Source organism: Nocardia sp. NPDC019219, assembly GCF_040632645.1.
Taxonomy (GTDB): Bacteria; Actinomycetota; Actinomycetes; order Mycobacteriales; family Mycobacteriaceae; genus Nocardia; species Nocardia sputorum.
Window position 1 is genome coordinate 1 of record NZ_JBEYCG010000010.1, and the last position, 24,410, is coordinate 24,410.

At 66.5% G+C, this 24,410-nt stretch carries 21 protein-coding genes; 12 read left to right on the forward strand and 9 right to left on the reverse strand.

Annotation, left to right across the window (positions count from 1 at the left end; all coding sequences use genetic code 11):
* Positions 1-270, reverse strand: a 270-nt coding sequence (locus ABZ552_RS19270) for a hypothetical protein (RefSeq protein WP_357438734.1), incomplete at its 3' end; no start/stop codon positions are given.
* Positions 271-307: 37 nt separating this feature from the next.
* Between ABZ552_RS19270 and ABZ552_RS19275 the strand changes: the two genes are divergently transcribed.
* The 6 genes from ABZ552_RS19275 (at position 308) to ABZ552_RS19300 (ending at position 5,309) form a co-directional block, all read left to right on the forward strand.
* Positions 308-751 carry a hypothetical protein gene (locus tag ABZ552_RS19275; protein WP_357438737.1) on the forward strand — a complete coding sequence of 148 codons (444 nt, stop codon included), beginning with the start codon at positions 308-310 and terminating at the stop codon, positions 749-751.
* Between the two features lie 34 nt (positions 752-785).
* A complete protein-coding gene (locus ABZ552_RS19280; RefSeq protein WP_281918037.1) occupies positions 786-1,865 on the forward strand; it encodes a glycosyltransferase in 1,080 nt (359 codons plus the stop codon).
* Between the two features lie 9 nt (positions 1,866-1,874).
* Positions 1,875-2,987: a hypothetical protein gene (locus ABZ552_RS19285; protein WP_281918036.1), complete on the forward strand. Its 1,113-nt coding sequence runs from the start codon at positions 1,875-1,877 to the stop codon at positions 2,985-2,987.
* A gap of 149 nt (positions 2,988-3,136) precedes the next feature.
* Positions 3,137-3,451, forward strand: coding sequence for a hypothetical protein (locus ABZ552_RS19290; RefSeq protein WP_281918035.1), 315 nt, complete (start codon positions 3,137-3,139; stop codon positions 3,449-3,451).
* Positions 3,452-3,958: 507 nt separating this feature from the next.
* Positions 3,959-4,582, forward strand: a complete 624-nt coding sequence (locus ABZ552_RS19295; RefSeq protein ID WP_281918034.1) for a TetR/AcrR family transcriptional regulator — start codon at positions 3,959-3,961, stop codon at positions 4,580-4,582.
* Positions 4,583-4,664: 82 nt separating this feature from the next.
* Positions 4,665-5,309, forward strand: coding sequence for a TetR/AcrR family transcriptional regulator (locus ABZ552_RS19300; RefSeq protein WP_281918033.1), 645 nt, complete (start codon positions 4,665-4,667; stop codon positions 5,307-5,309).
* 126 nt (positions 5,310-5,435) lie between these two features.
* Here the strand turns inward: ABZ552_RS19300 and ABZ552_RS19305 are convergent, their stop codons facing one another.
* Both ABZ552_RS19305 and ABZ552_RS19310 read right to left on the reverse strand, forming a co-directional pair.
* Positions 5,436-6,545, reverse strand: a complete 1,110-nt coding sequence (locus ABZ552_RS19305) for a helix-turn-helix domain-containing protein (RefSeq protein ID WP_357438742.1) — start codon at positions 6,543-6,545, stop codon at positions 5,436-5,438.
* Positions 6,546-7,287: 742 nt separating this feature from the next.
* The gene (locus ABZ552_RS19310) at positions 7,288-7,950 is read right to left on the reverse strand and encodes a TetR/AcrR family transcriptional regulator (protein WP_281918032.1); all 663 of its coding nucleotides are present in this window, start codon (positions 7,948-7,950) and stop codon (positions 7,288-7,290) included.
* A 174-nt stretch (positions 7,951-8,124) separates the two neighbouring features.
* Here ABZ552_RS19310 and ABZ552_RS19315 point away from each other — a divergent pair, with 174 nt between their 5' ends.
* On the forward strand, positions 8,125-9,522 hold the full coding sequence (locus tag ABZ552_RS19315; protein WP_281919556.1) for an AarF/ABC1/UbiB kinase family protein: 1,398 nt from the start codon (positions 8,125-8,127) through the stop codon (positions 9,520-9,522).
* Between the two features lie 338 nt (positions 9,523-9,860).
* On the opposite strand, the gene ABZ552_RS19320 is transcribed toward ABZ552_RS19315, so the two are convergent.
* A complete protein-coding gene (locus ABZ552_RS19320) occupies positions 9,861-12,116 on the reverse strand; it encodes a bifunctional SulP family inorganic anion transporter/carbonic anhydrase (RefSeq protein WP_281918031.1) in 2,256 nt (751 codons plus the stop codon).
* Between the two features lie 589 nt (positions 12,117-12,705).
* Here ABZ552_RS19320 and ABZ552_RS19325 point away from each other — a divergent pair.
* The 3 genes from ABZ552_RS19325 to ABZ552_RS19335 all read left to right on the forward strand — a co-directional run bounded on the left by ABZ552_RS19325 (position 12,706) and on the right by ABZ552_RS19335 (position 15,216).
* Positions 12,706-12,888, forward strand: a complete 183-nt coding sequence (locus ABZ552_RS19325; RefSeq protein ID WP_281918030.1) for a hypothetical protein — start codon at positions 12,706-12,708, stop codon at positions 12,886-12,888.
* 362 nt (positions 12,889-13,250) lie between these two features.
* Positions 13,251-13,700, forward strand: coding sequence for a MarR family transcriptional regulator (locus ABZ552_RS19330; protein ID WP_281918029.1), 450 nt, complete (start codon positions 13,251-13,253; stop codon positions 13,698-13,700).
* Positions 13,701-13,944: 244 nt separating this feature from the next.
* Positions 13,945-15,216, forward strand: coding sequence for a helix-turn-helix domain-containing protein (locus ABZ552_RS19335; protein ID WP_281918028.1), 1,272 nt, complete (start codon positions 13,945-13,947; stop codon positions 15,214-15,216).
* Between the two features lie 819 nt (positions 15,217-16,035).
* Here ABZ552_RS19335 and ABZ552_RS19340 read toward each other — a convergent pair.
* Genes ABZ552_RS19340 through ABZ552_RS19350 form a run of 3 tightly spaced genes read right to left on the reverse strand, consistent with a single transcriptional unit; the run spans position 16,036 to position 19,391 of the window.
* Positions 16,036-17,082: a TIGR03842 family LLM class F420-dependent oxidoreductase gene (locus tag ABZ552_RS19340; RefSeq protein ID WP_357438747.1), complete on the reverse strand. Its 1,047-nt coding sequence runs from the start codon at positions 17,080-17,082 to the stop codon at positions 16,036-16,038.
* 34 nt (positions 17,083-17,116) lie between these two features.
* Positions 17,117-18,538 (reverse strand): dihydropyrimidinase, encoded by a 1,422-nt coding sequence (gene hydA / locus ABZ552_RS19345; RefSeq protein ID WP_281918026.1) that lies wholly within the window; start codon positions 18,536-18,538, stop codon positions 17,117-17,119.
* Between the two features lie 16 nt (positions 18,539-18,554).
* Entirely contained in the window at positions 18,555-19,391 is an 837-nt protein-coding gene (locus tag ABZ552_RS19350; RefSeq protein WP_281879366.1) for a nitrilase-related carbon-nitrogen hydrolase, read from the reverse strand.
* 206 nt (positions 19,392-19,597) lie between these two features.
* On the opposite strand from ABZ552_RS19350, the gene ABZ552_RS19355 reads away from it, so the two are divergent.
* Entirely contained in the window at positions 19,598-20,329 is a 732-nt protein-coding gene (locus tag ABZ552_RS19355) for a peptidylprolyl isomerase (RefSeq protein WP_281879365.1), read from the forward strand.
* 96 nt (positions 20,330-20,425) lie between these two features.
* Here the strand turns inward: ABZ552_RS19355 and ABZ552_RS19360 are convergent, their stop codons facing one another.
* Entirely contained in the window at positions 20,426-21,607 is a 1,182-nt protein-coding gene (locus ABZ552_RS19360; protein ID WP_281879364.1) for a cation:proton antiporter, read from the reverse strand.
* 5 nt (positions 21,608-21,612) lie between these two features.
* Positions 21,613-22,095 (reverse strand): TrkA C-terminal domain-containing protein, encoded by a 483-nt coding sequence (locus ABZ552_RS19365; RefSeq protein ID WP_281879363.1) that lies wholly within the window; start codon positions 22,093-22,095, stop codon positions 21,613-21,615.
* Between the two features lie 207 nt (positions 22,096-22,302).
* Here ABZ552_RS19365 and ABZ552_RS19370 point away from each other — a divergent pair, with 207 nt between their 5' ends.
* Positions 22,303-24,408, forward strand: coding sequence for an acyltransferase family protein (locus ABZ552_RS19370; protein WP_357438752.1), 2,106 nt, complete (start codon positions 22,303-22,305; stop codon positions 24,406-24,408).
* The last annotated feature ends 2 nt before the right edge of the window (positions 24,409-24,410 follow it).

The window sequence follows — 24,410 nt, forward strand, 5'->3', positions numbered from 1 at the left end:
CTTCACCGACCCCATCACCCGCACCGGCGGAACCGGCGGAAACAACAACAACGGCGGCGGCACCGGCGGAAACAACAACAGCAACAACAGCAACAGCAACGGCAACAACAACGGCGGAAACGGAAACGGCGAGGGTTCACATTCCGGCCTCGGCAGTGGCGGCTCGTCTCCCAGCGGCAACTGGCGTTCGTCGACACCCAGCGGGTCAGTCGATCCCTCCTCGGTCAACACGACACCCACCGGCGTCACGAACTCGACGAGCGGCGCCACCGGGCCGCTGTCGGCTCTCGCCGACATGCTGGCGAACATGAGTTCCGGGTCACTGTTCGGTGCGTCCGGCGCGCTCGGCGCTTCGGGACCGTGGGGTGCGTCCGGACCGTGGGGAACATCAGGACCACTCGGGTTCGTCGACCCCGCGGGCGTCGGCGGAGCCGGCGGATCGGTCGGGGGCGGTGCCGGATTGGGCAGCCCCATCGACGACAAGTTGTTCCCCCGGGCGGGCACCACATCCCCGAACCCACAATCCGAGGGAACCACTACCCGGGCCGGGATCAGCGACTCTGCCGCCCTGAGCAGTGCCTATCCGATGGGAATGGGCGGGTATCCGATGGGTGGCATGGGCGGCGGTATGGGCGGCCAGGGGCAACAGCAGCAGGAGCGCAAACGCGCGGCCTACCTCGACGGACCCGAACACCTGGAGGAGGCCGTGGGCGACGATCCGCTGTCGGTCCGGCCCATCATCGACCGCTGAGCAGCACTCTGCCCCCGAGACGAACGTGAACTCGATGCGTTTTCATATCGTCAATTTTCCGAATACCCAGACCACCAAACACTATCAGCCGTGCGCGTACACCCAGAAGAACCGTCGCTTCGCCGAGATGATGACGAATCGTGGGCACGAAGTGTTCCTGTACGGCGGTGAGGAAAACGACGCCGCGTGCACCGAGTTCGTTCCCATCGTGACGAAAGCCGAGCAAGCCGAATGGTTCGGCGGCAACGATGTGTACAAAGACCCGATCAATCTCACGTGGAACCCCTACGACCCGCACTGGCTCACCTCGAATGAGCGAGCCATCACCGAAATCGCGGCACGCAAACGAGAACGGGACTTCATCGGGGTCCTCGGCGGCAGCTGCCAGAAGCCCATCGCGGACCTGTTCCCGGAGCTGATGACCGTCGAGTACGGGATCGGCTACAGCGGCGTGTTCGCGAACTACCGGGTCTTCGAAAGCTACGCCTGGATGCACGCCGTCTACGGCTCGCGGACCACCGTCCCCGGTGTCATGAGCACACGCGGCCAGTTCTACGACGCCGTGATCCCGAATTACTACGAAGTCAGCGACTTCCCGTTCTCCGCGGAGAAGGACGATTACTTCCTGTACGTCGGCCGGGTCGTGGAGGCCAAAGGTATCCAGGTCGCCATCGACACCTGCACGCGGCTCGGGGCGAATCTGGTAGTGGCGGGCGCGGGCGACGTCCCCGACGCCGAGTGCGTCGAGTATGTCGGCATCGTAGACCATGTCCGCCGGGGCGAGCTGATGCGCCGGGCCCGTGCGGTTTTCGTGCCGACGCTCTACCTCGAGCCCTTCGGCGGGGTGCACGCCGAGGCGATGCTGTGTGGCACTCCCGTGATCACCACCGACTGGGGGGTGTTCACCGAGACCGTGCAGCAGGGTGCGCAGGGTTTCCGTTGCCGGACGCTCCGGGAGTTCTGCGTGGCCGCCGACTCGGTCGACAAGCTGGACTACGGGGCGATTCGCGACTACGCGATCTCGAAATTCTCCACCGATGTCGTTGCCCCGCAATACGAGGCGTACTTCGAACGCCTGCTGACGTTGTGGGGCGAGGGCTGGTACATGACATAGGAGGTCACTGTGACGAGAACACTGCTGCGACCGCGCACCGAGTACGCCGCCTCGGCCGCGACACCGCGGCGGAACCTGGTCGTACTCCGGGCCGGTGACGCGTCGCTGCACGAGCAGTGGCTGAGCGGATGGCTGCCGCGCACCTGGGATCTGGTGATCAGCTACTTCGGTGACGACCCCGATCGCTACCGGGCCGAGGATGTCACCCGGATCGACCACAAGGGTCCGAAATGGCCCGCGCTGCACCGTGCGCTAACCGTCGACCTGGCCGACGTGCTCGATCGCTACGACTATGTCTGGCTGCCCGACGACGATCTCGCGTGCGACACCGATGCCATCAACGCCCTGTTCGAGTACACGGCATGCTATCGACTGTCGCTGGCGCAACCGGCGCTGACCGAGGACAGCTACTTCACCCACGAGATAACGCTGGTCGATCGCCGGTTCGACCTGCGATACACGAACTTCGTCGAGATCATGGCGCCGTGTTTCAGCCGCGAGTTCCTCCGGCGCTGCCTACCGACCTTCGACACCACCCAGACCGGGTGGGGTCTGGACTTCCACTGGCCGCGCCTGGCCCCGCATCCGTCCGCGCTCGCCATCATCGACGCGGTGACGGTCCGGCACACGCGCCCGGTCGGCGGCCCGAACCTGACGGCGGCGCGCGCGACCGGGGTCGATCCCTACACCGAGTATTGCCACTATCTGGCCAACCACGACATCACCGATCTGACGACACGGGTCCTCCGCGGCGTCGACACGTCGGGCCGGGGCAGCGGCAACGGCGAACCGACCGCGCTGTGCGTCACCATCGACCGATGGCGTCCCGACCTGGACGCCTGGATCCAGTTCCATTCCGCCCAAATGGATCTGACCATCGCTTACACCGACGACACCGCTGCGCGAGCCGCGCTGAGCAGGTTGGCCGAGGGGCATCCCGTGGTCGTATGCGACCACGAATCCTCCCCCGGCGGCCCGACCGATCAGGAGGTCGCCAACATCGCCGCCGCGGTCTCGACCGCTAGCGCGGCGGGCATGACCTGGTTGCTTCCACTCGGCCCGGACGAAGCTTCTACGACGACGGCCGACGGCGCTGGCAGATTCCCGGCGCGGGGCAGGTGACCTTCCTCGGACACGAAGCGGTGCCATCGCCGACTCCGGTGGCCGACCCGATCCGGGATTGCACCGTATTCCGGGTCAGCGGTCGGTCGCCTTTCCTCGACACGCCGGCCAACCGCAGCGTCGTCCGGCTCGGCCCAGCAGTGACCCCCGTGGACAGGTACGGGTTCACCGGATACGCCGGACGCCGCGGCGTGGTGACCGCCCCGATGATCCTGCACTACCCGTACCCCACGTTCGACGCGTGGCTGGCACGAGCGGAATACGCCGCCGAACACGGCGGCACAGCAGCCCGGCTGTTCGCCAATCATTCGAGAGAGTTGCTGCAGGTCGCCGCCGCCCACGGTGACCTGGCCGGAGCCCGCGCGTGCTTCCAGGCCGGAATACCATCCGACGGCATGATCGACCGCATGATCCGCGCCGGCGAATTGATGCGGATCGACCCGTTGCGAGTGCTGCGCTCCTGACGGACGAACCCCCTACTGTGCCCCGGAGTCCACCCGGACATCGCATGACCGGTCTCATCCGCGCCATCCCCGCCCCGTACAGCCGCGATTTGATCGTCGTGGGTGTTCGATAAGAAGCAGCTGCGAGCCGCCTTCCACGACGGCACTCTGGAGGTCACTACCCTCACCTGAGGGCACCTGGAAGTCGGCCTCTTGCGTTCCTGCCCTGATCTGGAAACGAGTGCCGATTCGCGTGGGTGAAGTCGCGTCCGGACACGGATGGGCAATCGGGAAGCTGTTGCCGGAATCCAGCCTGCTCGGGTGGCGGGGCAGACCGAGGCTTGTGGGCCCACACCCGCCTCACGCAATTATCGGCCCTATGCAGGTGCCCCTCGGTTGGACTTGTCCGTCGCGGAGTCGGAGCGCCCGCCCCAGTCGTCGCTTCGTTGCGGCAGTTCCGGGCCGCTGGTACAAGACCGTAGGGTTGACGACGGTGACCTTCCCGGCGACAGCAGGCAGGAGTATCTCATGCCGCCGAACAGTGGGCCCCGTCGTCCGGCACAGGAACGGGCGAAGGCAACCCGCGAGCACATCCTCGACAGTGCCGCACGCCTGTTCGGAGAACACGGGATCGCCGAGACTTCGACCAGCCGGATCGCCACCGAGGCCGGAGTGAGCGTCGGCACCGTCTACCGGTACTTCACCGACCGCACGGTCATGGTGGACAAGCTGATCGAGCGGCTCGTGGAAAATGCCGAAGAACGCTTCACTCAGCATGTCTTCGGCCTCACCGGGCAAACCACCGCAGAGCTGATGGCGTCCATCTTGGAGGTCATCACCGACGAGCTGATGGCCAACGCCCAGCTGATACGTGCGCTCTCGGGCGGCGTCTCGTTCTATGACACCGGTATCCCCGAACTCGAACTCCGTCTACGCCTTTTCGCCAAGGTGCTGGTCATCCAGCTGCTCGGACCGGGCGACGACCACAAATACGACATCATGAGCATCGTGTTGATCAACACCGGGATCGCGGCGGCGCTCCGCGCGTCGGTGCTCGAACTCGACAACTCGCAACGTCAGCAGGCTCTCAGCGTCACCGCGCGTGCGGTCGCCGCGTGGATCGAATCCGAACGCCCGCAAGGCTCGGCATGACGCAGGTCGAACGCTTGGCAATCGGCGCACCGTCAGGTCGCACAACGCCGGGCCTCCTGCGTCGGCAGACAGGAGCGGGTACGTGACCCCGGCGAAGAAAACGACTCGTCGTCCGATACAGGACCGTGCGAAAGCCACCAGAGAGCACATTCTCGACACTGCCGCACACCTATTCGGGGAACATGGGATCGCCAATACCTCGACCAACCGGATCGCCGCCGAGGCCGGGGTGAGCGTCAATACCGTCTACCGACACTTCGCCGACCGTGCGGTCATGGTCGACGAACTGCTGGAAAGGCTGCTGGAAAATATCGAACAGCACCTCATCCACAGCGTGTCCGATTCCGCCGGCAGTACCGTTCTCGAACTGGCCATCACCATCCTCGAGTCCATCACCGACGAATTGGTGGCCAACGCCCCACTGGTGCGGGCGCTGGCGGGAGGGCTGGCCTACTACAACAGTGGTCTCCCGGAATTCGAACCACGCCTGCGCGCGCTACTGAAAGTCCTGCTAGTCCGGGTACTCGGCTCCGGGAATGAAAACGGCCAGGACGCGATAGCGTTCGTTCTGATAAACGTCGGTTTCGCGGCCGCGGTCCGCGCCGCGCTACTCGACGCCGACACCGGCGAGCGCCAGGAAGTCATCGTCATGACCGCCCGTCTGATCGCGGCAGGGGCCGAAGCCGAAATCGCGGCATCGTCGAGCTCCGTATCACCGCCGCCATGAGGCACCCCAGCGGGCAAACTGTCCGCTCGGCTGCGTCGCGGTCACATTCAGCGACTGACGCCGCGCGCGAACCTGCTCACGGCAAGAGGCAGGCCGATGAAGAGGGCGAGTATGTCCGTCTGGGGTTCACACGGCGTCGATATGGATATCGGGATGGCTGCGCTTGGTGAACGTGCGGGCGATGAGCGCCGAACGTAGCTGCCACACACCCGACGTGGTGGTGGGATCGAGTCCGGTGACTTGGCTGATGCGCCTGAGCCGATAGTCGACGGTGTTGGTGTGGATCTGCAACGAGCGGGCGGTGCGTTGGCGATTGAGGTTGTTGCTGATATAGCTCCGCAAGGTTTGGAACAGCTCGGGATGATCGTCGAGGGAGTCCAGCAGCGACCCGAGAGTTTCACGACCCGGACCCGGCCGGCTCAGCTGGTATTCCAGCGCCATATCGGCGAAACGGTACAGACCGGGGGCGTATTGCAGCCGACGCACCGTGTCGAGCAGTTCGTGAGCGCGGTCGGCTGCGCCGGGCACCAACGCAGCCGACGCTGTGACAACGACCGCCGTCACCGGTACGCGCGCGGCCGCCGACAGCTGGGCGAGCAGTTCGTCGAGGCGCTCGTCGCTCAGCGTCGCAGTCGGGATCAGGATCGTACCGCCGTCCACACTGAGCAGCGCGAGCGCGTGCTCGCCGCAGCGGGTGGCGAGTTCGGCCTGCAGGCGGCGCAGTTTGCGGCGGGCGACGACCTTGCCGTCGAGCATCGGATGCTGCTCGTCCGGGTGTTTCGGAACTTCTACCGCCAGTACCGAATACTCCTCGGCGATGCCCACTCCGTCTGCGCGGACCATTGCGGCGGTGGTGTATCCCCCCAGCAGCGCGGAGGTCAGCGTGTGGACGGCGGTGTGGTGGTCGCTCACCGCCGCCTTGGATTCACGGACGTAAGCGCGGGCGACAGTGGCGCTCATGATGTCGAGCGTCTCCACAACCAGTTTCATGCCGTCCACCAGATTGGCGTAGTCCTTCACCGCCCCGTTCGAGAAGACGAGATCCATGCCCAGCTTCAATCCTTCATGGATGGCATGCAGGATCGTGTCGATCGGCACGCCCTCCCGGGCCCACTCGGTTGCCGCATCGGCCAGCCGACCGGTCTTCGCCGGAATATCCTGCCCGTCCAGCATGCTGACCGAAAGCTCGAGGCAGACCCGGGCGATATCGTCACCGGGCAGCACGGCGGTCGACACATTGTCGATGGAGTGCCTGGCCAGCTGCCGAGACACCCCCTGCACGCCCCGTGCGGGTAACGCCACGGGTTCGCCCGAGACGGTCGATCCATTCCGAAGTGCCCCGTTGGTTGTCATCGTCGACTCCCTTCCGCCCAGTTGCTGCGGCTCTACTGGCCGATGGTGCGTTCGGCCGCCGCGCGGCAGAACTCCCACGCCGCACGCATTCCACCTGCGGTCCATGATCGGTCGGTCCAACGATAAGAGGATGTCGAACTCACCTTCCACTCTTCTTTGCCCCACCTCTCGACGCCGGTGAATCACGGCAGTAACCTGCGGCACAGCACCGTTCGCCCCGGCAGTCGTAGAAATTCTGCGGCGATTACGTCAGACGTTTGCTCACTTTTTGCCATAAACGCTCACAAGTCGAGCGCGCACCGAACGTCGGCCAGGAGTGGGCAATCCTGCTGCCACTGGATCCAGCCGTGGACGCCGGTCGCCGCAGTCCGGGCCGGGCGGAACGACCGATTCGGTGCCGACCAGACCGTCCATCAGATCGAAGATCGAGCGGTTGGCAATGGACGCCGTTGGACGGATCTGTTGCCACCCCACCAGCGCAGACGGGGCGCTCGAACTGGTTGCACACCGAACCCGCGAGTGCGGCCGGACGAGTTGGCCGACCCGGCCACCTACGATTCCTGGCCGATCGTCACGCCCTCCTGGGGCTGCTCGCAGGACACGCACACAGTCCTGGCAGCAGGGCTCAGGGTCGCGACGTCAGTCGAACTGCCCGTACTTCGGTTTCGAGCCATGCGCCGATCATCTGAGCGGTCATCGCGATGGCCTCGCGGCGTTTGTGGTCGTCGACCTCCCGGGCCGTTGTGCGCAGCACCGCCGCGAAGCCGATATTGATCAGCACGTATGCCATCACGTCATACTTGTCATCGTCTCCCGGACCGAGGAGCTGGATCAACAGCACCTTGACCAGCGGACGCAGACGTAGTTCGAACTCGGGAATGCGGCTGCCATGGGATTGGACTTCGCCGCCCAGCGCGCGTACGAGATGCGCATTGGCGACCAACTCCTGGGCTAACTGATCCACCATCTCGGTGGATACCTTCGGAACCGAGGGGTGCAGTTGGGTAATCGGGCGCTGCGACAAGTCGGACACCCAGTGCGTGAAGCGCCGCTCCGCGATTTCGAGAAGGCGCTCGAGCAGCTCATCGACGATCGCGGTCCGATCGGGGAAGTACCGATAGACCGTGCCGATGCTCAACCCGGCCTCCGCCGCGATCCGGTTCGTCGAGGTTGCAGCGATTCCACACTCGCCGAACAACTGCGCTGCGGTATCGAGTATCCGCTCCCTCGTTTCCTTCGCGCGCCGCTGAGTCGGACGACGTCGCTGTCGGGCGGCCTTGCGCGGCATCACACTTCCCTGTCTTCGCGCTGAAAATGAGCTTTGCTCACTTTAACTTCGGCTGTCGTTTATCACTGCCGCTTGTTGTAAGTTGTTAGACCGTTGAATCGACGGCCGACGTTGGGGAACAGCCGACACCAGCGGTACGCGATGCAGGTCATGGGCCGGCCCACGGAGGTGCTGATGGCGGGCGGTCAGCTGCCCAGAGGTCGACTGGTGCGGGGCACTCGGCTGGGCCGACTCGTCGCCGGGCAAGCTGCGCGTGGAGTCGGGACGCGGTTGGCTATGATCGGCCGGCCGGACCAAGCTCGGCAGATACTCGCCGAGCGGTCCGCTCTGCAAGCCGCGCAGCAAATGGTCACAGTACTCGGCGGCATGAAGGGCGCGGCGATGAAGCTGGGCCAGATGCTGTCGGTTCTCGATGTCGACCTCGTTCCCGAGTCCCACCGTGAACTGTTTCGGGTGAAGCTGGCCGAACTTCGAGATCGCGCACCGGAGGTTCCGTTCAGTGCGATGCGGAAGGTCATCGAGGCCGATCTCGGACCGGTGGCGCGAGTGTTCGCCGATTTCGAGGAGACGCCGGTGGCCGCAGCCTCGATCGGCCAGGTGTATCGGGCGAGATTGCGTGACGGGCGCATGGTCGCGGTGAAGGTGAAATACCCCGGTGTGGACGAGGCCGTCCGGGCCGACATGCGTAACTTGCGGTTGTTCGCCAAGCTGTGCAGATCCGTGCTGCCGAGCGCGGCCGACGCCGCCGTGCTGGACGAGATCGCACGCAACGTCGGCGGTGAGCTCGACTACCTGCGCGAAGCGCGGACGCAGCACGAAGTCGCCTCGCGCTTCCACGAACATCCGTTCATCACCGTGCCCGACAGCGTCGGAGAACACTGCACGCACCACGTTCTTGTGACAGAGTTCGTCGAAGGAAGGCCCTTCCAAGAGATTCGGGCGCTGCCTGGCGCCGACCGAGCCCGGATCGGTGAGCTGATCTACCGCTTCTACATCGGTTCGCTGTTCTCCGACTACGAGTTCTGCGGCGACCCACATCCCGGCAATATCCTTCTGGACGGGGGCGGTCGCCTCGCCTTCGTGGATTTCGGGCTCTATTCCCGGATGAACCCCGCGGACGTCGAGTTCGAGCGCGCGTCCCTGCTCGCAGCCGGGGAACACCGGGCCGAGGATCTGTACCAGGCGTGGGTCGGCCGCGGCATCATCGACCCGGACGCGGACGTCACACCCCAGGAATGCCTGGAGTACGTGTGGGCAGCCTCGGGTTGGCAGTTGCTCGACGAGGAGATCACGATCACCCCCGAACTCGCCACCGCGGCAGTGGTGCTCGCCGTCGATCCGAGAGCGGACGAATTCCGTGGTATGCGGCATCAGCTGCTTCCGGCTGAGCACGTGTTCTCCAAGCGTGCGGAGTTGTTCACCTTCGCCGCCCTCGGTCAGCTCGTCGCGACCAACAATTGGCATCGACTGGCCCGTGAATGGCTCTACGGCGAGCCTCCAGCAACCGAGATCGGACGGGCAACAGCACGGTGGCGAGCCAGGCGACTGTCGCGACCTCCTTCCCACCGCTGACCAGGCCATCATCCAACTCCGGAGACGTTGATCCGCTTCTCGACCCACCTTCGCCGATGTTTTCGGCCGACAGACGGCGACGGGCGGTGCCACGCGCTCGGGTGTGTCACACCGGCGGGGGCAGTGGGGAGATGGTCACGCATAGCAGTTCAGCCCGGACTCCGAAGGGCACCGCCAGGAAACCGCGGAAGCGATGCGATTACCGAAGCAGATCCGACCGGGCGCGTTGGCCGGAGCACCGCCGTAGCGGTTGGATTCACTCTTTGCAGCGGCGTGCACCGCGATTCGGCGGTCGAGGTGTAGTCGCGATGGTGTTGCCATCACTATGGGGCACGAGTTCATCGGGCGGACCGGCGAACTCGCCCCCGACCGGTCACCATGACCGGTTCGGCGACCCGGTCAGTGAATTCGTTGACGCCGTCGGTGGTGATCTCGAGCATGCAGGCGGTGGAGATATCGAAGAACAGGCCCGATACCGTCAGGCCGCGGGCAGCGGCGGCCTGACGGACCACCGGGTGGCGTTGCAGAATCTCGAGCTGAACGGCGACGTTGACCATGCTCAGCTGGGCGGTCTCGTCATAACCCGCGGCCGCCGCGGACGCCCGCACCGGGTGCCCCGCACGGTAGGCATCCAGGCTCGGGCGGGCATGGGCTAGCCAGTTGTCCAGTCCCGGTCCGGTGGAGGCGCCGGTCAGCAGGGCCTGCATGGCGCCGCAGGAGGAATGGCCGCACACCACCACGTCGCGCACCTTCAGGTGGTCCACCGCGAAGGACAGGGCCGCCTCGATCGAGGCGTCCGATCCGTCGGCGGGGTGGAGGTTGCCGACGTTGCGGACGGTGAAGAGGTCACCAGGACCGCTATTGGTGATCACATTGGGGACGATGCGCGAGTCGGCGCAGGTGAGAAACAGCGAGTGCGGATCTTGCCGGTCTCGCAGCTGATCCAGGTGCGGCCGGATCACGTGGGCGTGACTGCGATGGTAGGCGACCACGCCCGCTGCGACCGCGTCGCCACTGCGCTCGCGCCACGGGCCGAGTACCTCGTCGAGCATGCCGCGTGCCCGGCCGCGCCGGGGTGGTCCGGTCATGGCATGTTCCATGCGCGCGGTCCCGATCTCGACGAATTCCACAGCGCCACCTGTACTTTCGTGCTGGCGAGTCCAGTCGTGGATGGCCTCGTAGCCGGCGTGGTCGAGGAAGTCGACGGTCAGCTCGACCAGGACGTCGGCGCCGGTCGGCACCATGGCCAGTTTCTTGGTCAGCTTCGGCAATGCCAGGAACGTGCACGTGCCCTCGACGCGGACGATCCAGCGGTCGGTGCCTGGCACCGGTGTGACCTGCATCGATACCTTCACCACTCGCCACAGCAGCATCACGAACGCCATAGCCAAGCCGAGCAGCACGCCCTCGAGCAGGTTCAGGAACACCACGCTGACCATGGTCACCGCGTATACCGCCAGGTCGCCGGTGCGATGGGCGAGCTGGATGTGGGCCAGCTTCACCAGCTGGACGCCCACCACGATGAGCAACCCGGCCAGTGCGGACTTCGGGACCTGCTGCACGACGCCGACGAGGGCGAGGGAGAACACCAAAATCCATACGCCGTGCAGAATCGCCGAGGACTGGGTGCGCGCACCGGCGGCCACGTTGGTGGAGCTGCGGACGATCACGCCCGTGACCGGAAGTCCACCGAGCATGCCGGAGGCCATGTTGGCCGTGCCCTGAGCCATCAGCTCGCGGTCGAAGTCGGTGCGCTTGCCGGTGTGCAGCTTGTCCACGGCCACCGCCGACAGCAGACTCTCCACACTGGCGATCAAGGCGATCGTAAGCACCGCCAGCGCTACTCCGCCCCAGTTGCCGCTGGGCAGGGCGGGCAGGCCGATGGCGTCGAACAGGGAGCTGTCGATCTTGATACGGTCCGGATCACCAGGTAGCGCCAGCGACAGCGCCGTACCCACCAGCACCGCGACCAACGGGCCCGGGATCAGGCGAACCTTCTCGGGTACCCGGCGCCAGGCGACGATGATGCCGATGACGATCACGCCGATGACGAAATCGTCACCGTGCGCGTTCAGCAGCTGGCCGGGGAGTTCGGTGATGTTCTCGGAGGCCGAGCTGCGCGACGCCCCGCCCAGCAGCACGTGCACCTGCTGCAGCGCGATGGTGACACCGATACCGGCGAGCATGGCATGCACGACGACCGGCGCTATCGCCAGCGCGGCGCGCGCGATCCGGCTCAAACCGAACACGATCTGCAAGAGGCCGGCCGCTGCCGTAATGAAACAGGTTGTCTTCCAGCCGAACTGGTGGATGATCTCGGCGACCACCACGGTGAGGCCGGCCGCAGGCCCGCTGACCTGTAGCGGGCTCCCACCGAGGAAGCCGACCACGATGCCGCCCACAGCGGCCGCGATCAGGCCGGCGGCAATCGGGGCGTCCGAGGCGATGGCAATGCCCAGCGACAGCGGCAGGGCGACAAGGAACACCACGATCGAGGCGGGCAGATCATGGCGGGAGATCGACGAAAGCCGATCGGACCAGAGGCTCCCCGGTGGAGCGGCCGAAACACGGGTCGCATCGGCGTCGGTGGACATATTTCTCCTTCACCAGGCCAACAGGCCGGTCCGGTCGGTCGAACATATTCTCCAGGCATCGAAAGCAGCCGCGGAACGACGACGGTTCCGAGATATCAGCGTCCGGCAGCCTCTCCGGCATGGGGGGTTTCCGATCTCAACGTACTGGCAATGGCGAAGCGAAAAACAGGACGAACGAATGTTTGTGACCGGCACTATTCCGGGGGGCAGCGTCTTACTCGGCTTCACAGCGCCCACCGGGAAATTTGCTTCAGAAATGAGTTTTCCTGAAACGGCGGACACGCCACTGCTCAGAGGTTACCGACAGCGCAGGGCACGGGTGCAGCACGGCAGGCACTCATGGTCGACGTCGGCGTATCCGATGCCGGGCGACGAAATGCCACAGGCAATGAGCAGAACTATCGTGTGCATTCGGGTCACAGTTAGTGTTGATGCCACTGGTTACTGTGATGATCTACGACGACTCCGTATCGAGTTGATCTAGAAATCCAAACTCTGGAAAACGCCATGCAAGGACCTTCGAGTTCGTGATCTGATCGTTCCGTCCCGAACCCGGGAATTCCCCATGAACACGACTGAGGATGTCTGTATGAACTCGAGGATTATCCGCCCGCTCGCCGTGGCCGCATTCGCACTATCGGCCACCGCCCTCGGTGTCGGCACGGCCGCAGCGGATGCGTCCGCGGCCGCCCCCGTCGCGGGCTCGGTGGAATTGTGCATTCCCATCCCCCTTGGCTCGGCCGAGAACACCTTCTGTCTGCCTATCGGCTGACTCGAGCGGCACGCGGCGGTGGCGGCATGGTCCAGGGTGAGCACAACGGCGCGCTTTCCAGTTCGAAGCCGTCACCGCCGCACAGCCCGCGCAACAAGATCGAACAGCGGCCGGCCGGCTGAGCGGCTGCGGGCATGGCGCACCAGCGACTGCGCGTCGGACACCACCCCTCGCTATCGGGCGCCGAAGGGCCACGTCGGCGCCACAGGCCGAACAGCCCGCCCACCGGCACGGTCACCAAGCAGCGCAATGAGGGCCGCCTGGGCCGGCGCATCGACCTCCGGTGGCCAAGCACCCGACAGGCAGTGTCGATACCGAACGCCACCCACAAATCGCTTCCCGTCAAGTGAATCAGGAGTTGCATGTCGGCAGTTGATGCCGCGGACGCCGCAGCGCTGGCCGCCACGGCGACGCGCCTGCGCATTGCATTGACCGTGATTTTGCGCCGCATCCGGAGGGATCCGAACGAGTGCCGATTGTCCGCGACGCAATGGGCGGTGCTGGGACGCTTGCACCGATGCGGAGCCATGGCCGCTGTCGATCTGGCTCGCCTGGAGATGTTGCGCCCGCAGACGATGCGCAATGTCGTCGACGGGTTACGAGATCAAGGGCTGATCGCCGGCGTCCGCGACCCCATCGACGGACGCCGCGTGAACCTGATGCTCACCGACGACGGCCTGGCCTGGGTCTGCGGGCAACAGGAGTCACTCCACAACGCTCTCGCGCGAGTTCTGTCGGAGAACTTGCCGACCGACGAGTTGAGCAAGGTACACGAAGCGCTGGACCTGCTGGAGAGAATCGCCTACGGGTGATCCATCCACGCCGCGCACCCGCCGGTAGCAGGCGAGCGCACTGCCGATAGGTGCGCTGCGCAGCCCACCGGCCCGTCGGCAGATCCGGGGAGGCTCGAACCGACCGTCGTTGTGAACTATCACTACCGCTTGCTGATCACTCCCCCGGAAATTCACGTTACTCGGAGTAAACCGTCCCTATGAATCTCGTTCTGGTTACCCTGGAGCAATAGTGCAGTTAACGGGGGTGAAAGGAAGTTCGGCTATGCCTGTCACTGCCCCGCGCCGACAAGGGCTCACGGTCTCCGGCCAGCCCATGTCGTTGCCACTGAAGGATGTACGCGCCCTATCGCGGCAGATGGTGGGGCATTTCGTCGAAACCGTCGCCCCCTGCGGCACCCTGCCCGGCGATGCGATCCACGGCGACATCACCGTCATCACCCGTGTGTGCTTAGAACTGGCAGTCAGCATTCTGGACGGCAGCAACATTCCGGAGAAGACCGAACAACTCGAGGACGCCGCAGCCCAGTGGGCTCGCGAGGGCGTACCTATTGGTACCATTCACCACGCCATCCACGAGGGCTTCAAGATCGGCTTCGACCTGGTGGTGTCCGCCACCTCGGCCCGTCGGCGTACCGCCGACTCAGCCCACATCGATCCGATGCCCACTCCCAGCCTGGCCGACTATCAAAACATCCTCGATGGCGCCAAACTCGTCGTCGAAATGCTCGACACCATGACCACGGCGGTCTCGGTGGCCTATGTGCGCGAACTGCGCGCGGTCGTGTCCGAGCACCACACCGCGGTGCACACGCTCACCTCGGCGCTACTCGGAGGGCACCCCACCTCCACCATGGCCCGCGAGTGTGGCATCGACATCTCCGACCGCTATCGCGTCATAGCCCTCGCCATTCCACCCCACCCGGACGAGTCCAACCCGATGCTGGACGCGAAAGTCGTTGCCCGCCGCAAACTCCGGCGCGTGCAGGCGGAGCTGGCTACCCGCTGCGACGACACAGTGCTGTCGCTGCTGTCGGTCGACGGCGGCACCCTGCTCATCCCCGCCGATCACATCACCAAGGGCGCCTTGAAGGACCTGATCGGGCATCTGTCGCGGGCGGCCCGCGTGCACATCACCGCCGCAGCGGTCACCGCCACCACCGACGCTGTGCCCACCGCTGCCGATCAAGCCCACGAACTACTCGACATGGTCACCCGGCTGCGGTCGGTGCCGGACCTGTACCACTTCGACGATCTGGCCCTGGAATACCAGCTCACCCGCCCCGGTGCCGCCCGTGAGCATCTCGGATCGCTGCTCGATCCACTGGACGAGCACCCCGAACTGCTCGATACCTTGCAGGTCCATATCGCGCACAACCTGAACCGCCAGCGCACTGCGCGGCTACTGCACGTACACACCAACACCGTGGACCACCGGCTCAAGCGGATCGGTCAGCTGACCGGATTCGATCCCACCATGGCCAGCGGGCTGTGGCATCTCCGTTCGGCATTGGTTGCCCGCACTTACCGAAGGTAAACAGGGCGCGGAATTACTCCGGTCGATCAGCGTACACCGTTCGCGCCGCAGAACAGCATTGCACGCGCTGGAGAGCGCCGCCGATCGAAGTATTTTACGGCCCGGTACGCCTACGCTTCGCAAACGAGGGGATTCTACATTTTCTACCGGTTTCCGCACCGGAGCCGGTCGGTGGAAAAACGCGCAACAGAACCAGCGGAAAGTCGACCCGGCAGCGGTCGAAATAGATCTCGAACAAAGTCTACGAGTTGGAAACAGAAATGGATGATATGCGGCGAACCGAAGCCGGCGGACTGCGCGCGACGTGGCAGCCGTTTCAGAACCACCTGATCTCGATCGTCGCAGTCCACGAGACATCCAGTGCCACGCCGATCGTATCCTTCGGCCCCGAGGACTTTCCGGATCTCGCACAAGCACGAGAACTCCTTCCGGAAATGGCCACGTTGTGGGACGCAGTACGCCACGACTTCTGGAGCAAACTCATTCCACCGCAACCACGGTGTCGACAGTTGCGATGGAGGTGAGCTCGACACTGCGCCACTGGTGCGTGCACATCAGGCGCGAACTACCTTCTCGAGCGACCGGCAGCTCACGCGAACGCCAGGCGCTGCACTCCGCTGTAGACGTTCATCGTCTCTCCTCAGGAATCCGACCAGTAGCGACAGCAGATTCGGCGGCCAGCGAAGTCGGCGCCGAACCACTCTCAGCACGGACTGCACGCCACCACAGCCTTTTACCTAAGGGCCCCTCTGACCCCATGAACAAGCACTTGAGGCGAGTTCACCCCGATCATCGAGTCGGAAGACGTGATCGACCACGCTAGACGCCCCCTTCGGTCGGCTGGGTCGCGGTCAGCAGGGGATCGAGACGAGGCAGCACCGATTCACCGTACGCCTCCAGAGTCGCGATCTTCGCGTCGTGCTGGAGATAGACGGCGAATTGGTCGACGCCGAGCCCCGCCAGTTCGCGTAAGCGGATCAACTGGTCGTCGGGCGTGCCCAGCAGGCAGAAGCGGTCCACGATGGCATCGGGCACGAATTCGGCGTGGACGTTGCCCGCGCGGCCGTGCTGGCTGTAGTCGTAGCCGCGCCTGCCTTCGATATAGTCGGTGAGCGCCGCCGGAATGTCGCTGTGCCCGCCGTATTTGGCGACGATCTCCGCCACGTGGTTGCCGACCATCCCGCCGAACCATCGGCACTGCTGCCGTGCGTGCGCCAGCGCCGCGTCCGTCCCGTCGGTGACGTAAGCGGGCGCGGCGACGCAGATCCGCACCGCTGCCGGGTCCCGGCCCGCGCGCTCGGCCGCCGCGCGCACCCGCGCGATGGTCCAGGCGGTGATGTCCGGGTCGGCCAGTTGGAGGATGAATCCGTCCGCGACCGCACCGGTCAGGTCGAGAGCACGCGGCCCGTAGCCCGCTACCCATACCTCCAGCCGCGAATCGGCCGCCCACGGCAGCCGGACCACGGTGTCGTCTATTCGCGCGCTGCGCCCGTTGCCCAGCTCCCGGATCACCTCCACCGCTTGCCGCAGCGTAGCCAAGGTCGCGGGTTTGCCGCCCTGCGTGCGGACAGCCGAGTCACCGCGGCCGATCCCGCACAGCGTGCGGTTGCCGAACATCTCGTTGAGCGTGGCGAAGGCCGAGGCGGTCACCGTCCAGTCCCGGGTGGCCGGGTTGGTCACCATCGGACCGACCATCACCTTGCGGGTAGCGGCCAGGATCTGGCTGTAGATGACGTAGGGCTCCTGCCAGAGCACATGCGAGTCGAAGGTCCAGACGTGGGAGAACCCGTAGGTCTCCGCGAGCCTGGCCAGTTCGATCACCCGCGCGGCCGGGGGCGTGCATTGCAGCACCAGACCGATGTCCATGCGGCACTCTCCGTTCGAGGATCGAGATGCGTCGTCAGATCAGGTTCTGCGAGAGTTCACGCTTGACGAACCGGCCGTGTCCGGCGTGCCCCAGATAGACGCCGTCGTCGACGACCACCCGGCCCCGGGACAGCACCGTGTCGACGTGCCCGTCGATCTCGAATCCTTCGTAGGCCGAGTAGTCCATATTCATGTGATGGGTCTTGCCGAGCCCGATGCTGGTGTGGCCGTCCGGGTCGTAGACGACGATGTCGGCGTCCGCGCCCGGGCTGATCACCCCTTTGCGCGGGTACATGCCGAACATCCGGGCCGGAGTGGTGCAGCACGCGTCGACCCAGCGTTCCAGCGGGATCCGGCCGGACCGGACGCCCTGGAAGATCAGGTCCATCCGATGTTCGACGCCGCCGATGCCGTTGGGGATCTTGCTGAAGTCGCCGAGCCCCAGCTCTTTCTGGTCCTTCAGGCAGAACGGGCAGTGGTCGGTGCCGACCGTCGTGACGTCACCGGTGCGCAGGTAGCGCCACAGCTCGTCCTGATGTCCCTCGGCCTTCGCCCGCAGCGGTGTCGAGCACACCCATTTCGCGCCCTCGAAACCCGGTGCGCCCAGCTGGTCTTCGAGCGAGAGGTACAGGTATTGAGGACAGGTCTCGCCGAAGACGTTGCGCCCGGCGTCGCGGGCGAGGGCGATCCGGGCCAGCGCCTGCTTGGCCGACACGTGCACGATGTACAGCGGCACACCGGTCAACTCGGCCAGCATGATCGCGCGGTGGGTGGCCTCCTCCTCCAGCTGCCACGGTCTGGTCGTGCCGTGGAAATACGGCGCGGTCTCCCCGCGCGCGAGCGCCTGCTCGACCAGCACGTCGATGGCGATCCCATTCTCGGCGTGCATCATCAGCAGCGCGCCCAGATCCGCCGCGGACTGCATAGCGCGCAGGATCTGCCCGTCGGTGGAGTAGAAGACACCGGGATAGGCCATGAAGAGTTTGAAGCTGGTGACGCCCTCGGCCACCAATTCGCTCATGGCCTTCAAGGATTCGTCGTCGACCGCACCGATGATCTGATGGAAGCCGTAGTCGATCGCGCACTGCCCGGCGGCCTTCGCATGCCAAGCGGCCAGGGTGTCCTGGACCCGCTCCCCTGGCCGCTGGACGACGAAGTCGACGATGGTGGTGGTGCCACCCCACGCCGCCGCGCGGGTGCCGGTCTCGAAGGTGTCGGAGGCTTCGGTCCCGCCGAAGGGCATCTGCATGTGCGTGTGGCCGTCCACGCCGCCGGGGATCACGTATCTGCCGGTCGCGTCGAGCACCCGGTCCGCGGAGGCGGCGAGGTCCGCACCCAGCGCGGCGGAGCCCGGCTGGAGGACGGCGACGATGGTCTCGCCCTCGATGAGCACGTCGAGCAGTTGCGATCCGGTGGCGGAGACGACCGTGCCGCCGTGGATGAAAGTACGCGCCATCGTCGTTCTCCCCGTCTCAGGGGGCCACCAGCGGCCCATAGGCGTCGGGCCTGCGATCGCGGTAGAAGGCCCAGCGCTCGCGCACCACCTTGATCAAATCCATGTCCAGGTCCCGGACGACAAGTTCGGGGCCGGTGTCGGAGGCGACATCACCGACGAACCGGCCTTCGGGATCGACGAAATAGCTGGTGCCGTAGAAGTCGTCGTCGCCGTATTCTTCGACGCCGACCCGGTTGATCGCGCCGATGAAATACTCGTTGGCCACCGCGGCCGCCGGTTGCTCCAGTTTCCAGAGGTAGCCGGACAGGCCTCGCGACGTGGCCGACGGGTTGAACACGATCTCGGCCCCGGCGAGCGCCAGGGCCCGCCAGCCCTCCGGGAAGTGCCGGTCGTAGCAGATGTACACGCCGACCTTGCCGGCCGCCGTATCGAACACCGGCCAGCCGAGGTTGCCCGGCCGGAAGTAGAACTTCTCCCAGAATCCGTGCACGTGCGGCAGATGGTGTTTGCGGTACTTGCCGAGATAACTGCCGTCGGCGTCGATCACCGCGGCCGTGTTGTACAACAGGCCCGGCTGTTCCTGCTCGTACACCGGCAGGACCATCACCAGGCGCAATTCCTTCGCCAGTGCGGCGAACCGCTCCGTCGTCGGCCCCGGTACCGATTCGGCGTAGCCGTAGAACTCCGTGTCCTGCCGCTGGCAGAAGTAGGGCCCGTAGAACAGCTCTTGGAAACAGATCACCGCGGCCCCCTCCGCGGCGGCCCGGCGCGCGTAGGCCTCGTGCGCCTCGAGCATCGACTCCTTGTCGCCGGTCCAGTTCGTTTGGACCAGCGCCGCTCGAACGATTCCCATGCTTTGTTATACGTCACCGGGAACAATTCTGTTGTCCAACAGGTTGCCGGAAACATTTTGTGGCCGATCTGCGGCCATCGCGGTCCCCCTTCATCGGACCGCGCACACGGGTAATCGCACCGTACGCACCCACCACGCCGGGGGAGATGGAATGATTCGCGCTGCATCGTCCGGTGCGCAACCCCGAGTGAAGGAGATTTTCAGCGGTGAGCAGCGAAGTGCAAGCGCGAGAACTCGTCAACGGCCGGCGCGCGGGGCGCCGGGGCCTACCGTGGCGATCGCTGCGGATCCTCGGGGTACTCGCCGTCGGCGTGACGCTGGTGGCGTCCGCGGCGGGTGTCGTCTCGGCGACCCCCGCGCCGGCTCGCGAGCAGGGACCGGCCCGCTGCGGCGCACCGGCCGCCGGCCAGCCGAACGGCAAGCAATGGCCCGCCGAACCCGGTATGACCATCGACGCCAACGCCGGATACACGGCAACGCTGACCACCAGCTGTGGCACCGTGACCATCGCCCTGGACGCGGCACGCGCCCCGCGCACGGTCAACTCGTTCGCGTTCTTGGCCGGTGAGCAGTTCTTCGACCACACGAAGTGCCACCGGATCACCACCGAAGGCATCTATGTCCTGCAGTGCGGCGACCCGACCGCCACCGGCATGGGCGGCCCCGGTTACTTCTTCCCCGACGAGAACCTGGCGGGGGCCACTTACCCGGCCGGAACGGTCGCCATGGCGAATGCGGGGCCCGGCACCAACGGCAGCCAGTTCTTCCTGGTCTACCGCGACGCGCCGCTGCCGCCTGACTACACCCCGTTCGGGCGAGTCACCGCGGGCATGGATGTTCTGTCGTCCATCGCCACCGCGGGTGTCAAGGACGGCTCGTCCGACGGCGAGCCCGCCGTCGAGGTCGTGCTGAATTCCGTCGCCGTCGGGCGGAACTGAATCCCGCCGCGGTGGCGGTGCGATCCGGCGTCGCCACCGCGGGTTCAGCCGCTCGGTCCTCGAAGTAGACGACCTCCCAGAGAAGGTCGGTGTCGGTCAGGACACGCCGGCGCGCCGCCGCAGCACGAGCGCCATGACCGGTTCGACGAACCGGCTGGCGATCGGGCCGAGCACCGCCATCAGCAGCACGTATGTGGTGGCCAGCGCGGCGAATTCCGCGGGGACCGCGCCCGCCGCGACGGCGAGTCCCGCGATGACGATCGAGAACTCGCCGTGCGCGACCAAGGCGGTGCCCGCGCGTGCCCGGCCCAAGCGGCCCGCACCGGCTCGCTTGGCCGCCCACCATCCGGTGGCGATCTTGGTGGCCGTGGTGACCAGCGCCAGCAGGCACGCCCACCCCAGCACCGGCGGGATGCTCGCCGGATCGGTGCTCAAGCCGAACAGCACGAAGAACAGCGCGGCGAACAGGTCTCGCAGCGGCTCCAGGAGCTTGGTCGCGTTGTGCGCGGTCGAGTCCGAGATCGCGATGCCGAGCAGGAACGCGCCGACCGCGGCGGACACCTGGACCGCGGAGGCCGCGCCCGCCACCAGCAAGGCGGAGCCGAGCAGCTTCAACAGGAAGATCTCGCGGTCGGCGCTGTCGACGATCGCCGAGACGTAGCGGCCGTAACGCAGCGCGACGATCAGCACGACGGTGACCGCCACCAAGGCGATGGCCAGCGTCTTCAGCCCGGCCAGGAAGCCGACACCGGCCAGCACCGCGGTCAGGACCGGCAGGTATCCGGCCATCACCAGGTCCTCGAACACCAGGATGGACAGGATCACCGGCGTCTCGCGGTTGCCGAGCCTGCCCAGATCGTTGAGGACCTTCGCGACGATGCCCGAGGACGAGATATAGGTGACCCCGGCCATGGCGATGGCGCCGGTGAACCCCCAACCCAGCCCCAGCGCGACGAGCACGCCCGGCGTCGCGTTGAGCACGATGTCCATGACACCCGCGGCCCACGATCGGCGCATGCCCGTGACCAATTCCGGCGCGCTGTATTCCAGGCCGAGCAGCAACAGCAGCAGCACGACGCCGATTTCGCTGGCGAGGTGGATGAAGTCGTCCACCTGCCGCAACTCGACCAGGCCGCCGGTGCCGAAGACCAGCCCGCCGATCAGGTACAGCGGGATGGGCGACATGCCGATGCGTGCGGCGATCCGCCCGAGCAGGCCGAGGCCGAAAAATACCGCGCCCAGCTGGATCAGCGCGAGCGCGGTCTCGTGTGCCACCATGCCGCTCAGCCGTCTAACAGGATCTTGGCGGCGGCCTCGAGGCCCTCCACGGTGCCGACGACGACGAGTACGTCCCCGGCGGTGAAGGTGAAGTCCGGCCCCGGCGAGGGAATCGGCTGCCCGCTGCGCACCACCGCGACGATGGACGCCTTCGTCCGGGTGCGCATCTGGGTCTCGCCCAGCCTGCGCCCGTCGAAGCGGGACCGGTCCGGGATGGACAATTGACGGGTGGTCAAACCGGTGAACGCCCGGTGCTCCTCACGGAGTTGTTCGACCAGCTGCGGCGCACCGAGCAGGCTGGCCAGCACGGCCGCCTCCTTGCCCGTCAGGGGCACCTGTTCGGTCTCGTCGGGGTCGTCCGCTTTGCTCACGATGAGGTCCATCGTGCCGTCGCGGTGGTCGATCACACCGATCCGGCGTCGGCTATTGGTCAGCGGAAAATCTTTACGCACACCGATACCCGGCAGGGGTGTCACCTCAACGTTCACGACTCCACCCTAACGACCGGCGGACGACGCCCGGTCGGCGGGTGACCGAATTGTCCGTATTAAACGGCCGTTTCCGCACCACACCGCCGCCTTGTGAGTTGGACCGGGATTCACCGTGCGTGATAAGAGAGATGACGTGTCCCGTACATCACCCCGACGCCCAGCCGTTGCCTTCCGTTCCCGCAGCGACCGCGCCATGCGGGCCCGGTGACGGTCGCCCGAGCGGTGCATCGATTCCGCGCACCAGGTGCGGTCGCCACCGCCGCGGCCCCTCCGCGGACGGCCGGAGCGTACCGGCACGACTTGGACGGCCTGCGTGGCGTGGCGATAGCGCTGGTCGTGGCGTTCCACATCTGGTTCGGCCGGGTGTCGGGCGGGGTAGACGTGTTCCTGGTGCTGTCCGGCTTCTTCTTCACCGGCTCGCTGCTGCGCGGCGCGGAGTCCGCCGGCACGGTCCGCGTCGCGCACACCGCGCGCAGACTCGCCCGCAGGCTGCTCCCCGCGCTGGTGACGCTCCTGGCCGCCGTGGTCGCGGCGACCGTGCTGCTGCGCCCGTTCACCCAGTGGGGCGAGATGGCCGCGCAGACCCTGGCGTCGCTGCTGCACTACCAGAATTGGTACCTGGCGCTGTCCTGGTCGGACTACCTGGCCGCCGATCCGTCGGTGAGCCCGCTCCAGCACCTGTGGTCGATGGCGGTGCAGGCGCAGTTCTACCTCCTGGCGCTGCTCGGCGTGGCGTCGGCGGCGGCCCTGTGCCGGTGTTTCGCGCGCCCCGGGGCGCTGCGTCCCGTCATGGCCGTCGCGCTCGCCGTGGGCGCGACGGCCTCCTTCCTCTACGCCGCGCACGGCGCCGCGGCGCATCAGGGTTGGAATTACTACGACAGTTTCGCCCGCGCTTGGGAACTGCTGGCCGGAGCGCTGCTGGCGGTCGTCGCGCCCTGGCTGTCGCCGCCGCGTGTGGTGCGGGTCGCGGCGGCCGTCCTCGGCTCGGTCGCGGTGCTCACCTGCGGGTGGTGGATCGACGGCGCCGACCGGTTTCCCGGTCCGGCGGCGCTGGTGCCGGTCGGCGCCGCGCTGGCGCTGATCGTCTCGGGCGCCGGGCTGCCCGCGGACCGGCAACCGCTGCCCAATCGGCTGCTCGGCGCACCGGCCGCGGTGCGGCTCGGCGAACTGTCCTACGCGCTGTACCTGTGGCATTGGCCGATCTTGATCTTCGTGCTGGCGCGGACCGGAGCCGCGACCGCGGGGCTGGGCGTCGGCCTGGGCGTCATCGCGGCGGCGCTGGCGCTCGCCCACCTGACGAACCGTTTCGTCGAGGAGCCGCTGCGGATGCGCTCCGGCCGTCCGGCCCCGGAGACACCTGCCCGCGCCGTCCGCACCGGCCGGCTGGTCGCCGTGCTGGGCATCGCGGTGCTCGCCGCCTCGGTGGGCGAGCAGGTGGCCACCCGAGCGAATCCGCCTCGGGCGGTGGCGTCGCTGGACTCGGTGCGTTATCCCGGCGCGGAGGCGCTGGTCAGCGGTGCGAGCACGCCCGAGGCCGCGATGCGTCCGTCCGTCTACGAGGCGCCCGCGGATGCCGCCTACCCTTCGCGCGACGGCTGCATCGCGGACTGGGACACCCGCGAGGTCATCACCTGCACCTACGGGGACGCGGGCGCGCAGCGCACCGTCGCGGTGGTGGGCAGTTCGCATGCCGAGCACTGGGTGCCCGCGCTCGACCTGCTCGCCCGCGAGCACGCCTTCCGGGTCGAGGTCTATCTGAAAATGGGCTGCCCGCTGACCGTGGCGGCGGAACCGATGTACAAGGGCGAGGCCAACCCCGATTGCCGCGACTGGTCGGTGGAGGTGATCGACCGCTTGGGCGTCGAACGCCCGGAGTGGGTCTTCACCACGGCGACCCGCCCGCGCGACGGCGCGGGCGACGAGACCCCGGCCGACTATCTGGACGTCTGGACGCGGCTGGCCGACCGCGGCCTCAACGTGCTCGCCATCCGCGACACGCCATGGCTGCGCCGCGACGGCGTGCGGTACCGGGCCATCGACTGCCTTGCCCAGCAGGGCGACCGGATCAGCTGCGGAATGCCGCGCGCGGAGGCACTGGACGAGGTCAACCCGGCGCTGGAGTTCGCCGCGGCGTTCCCCAACGTGTTCCCGTTGGACCTATCCGATGCGCTGTGCGAACGCGACGTATGCGCGGCCGCCGAGGGCAACGTCCTGATCTACCACGACGAGCACCACCTCACCGCCAGTTATGCACGCTCGCTCGCGCCGGAACTCGGCAGGCACTTGTCGCCGATCCTCGGCTGGTGGTGAAC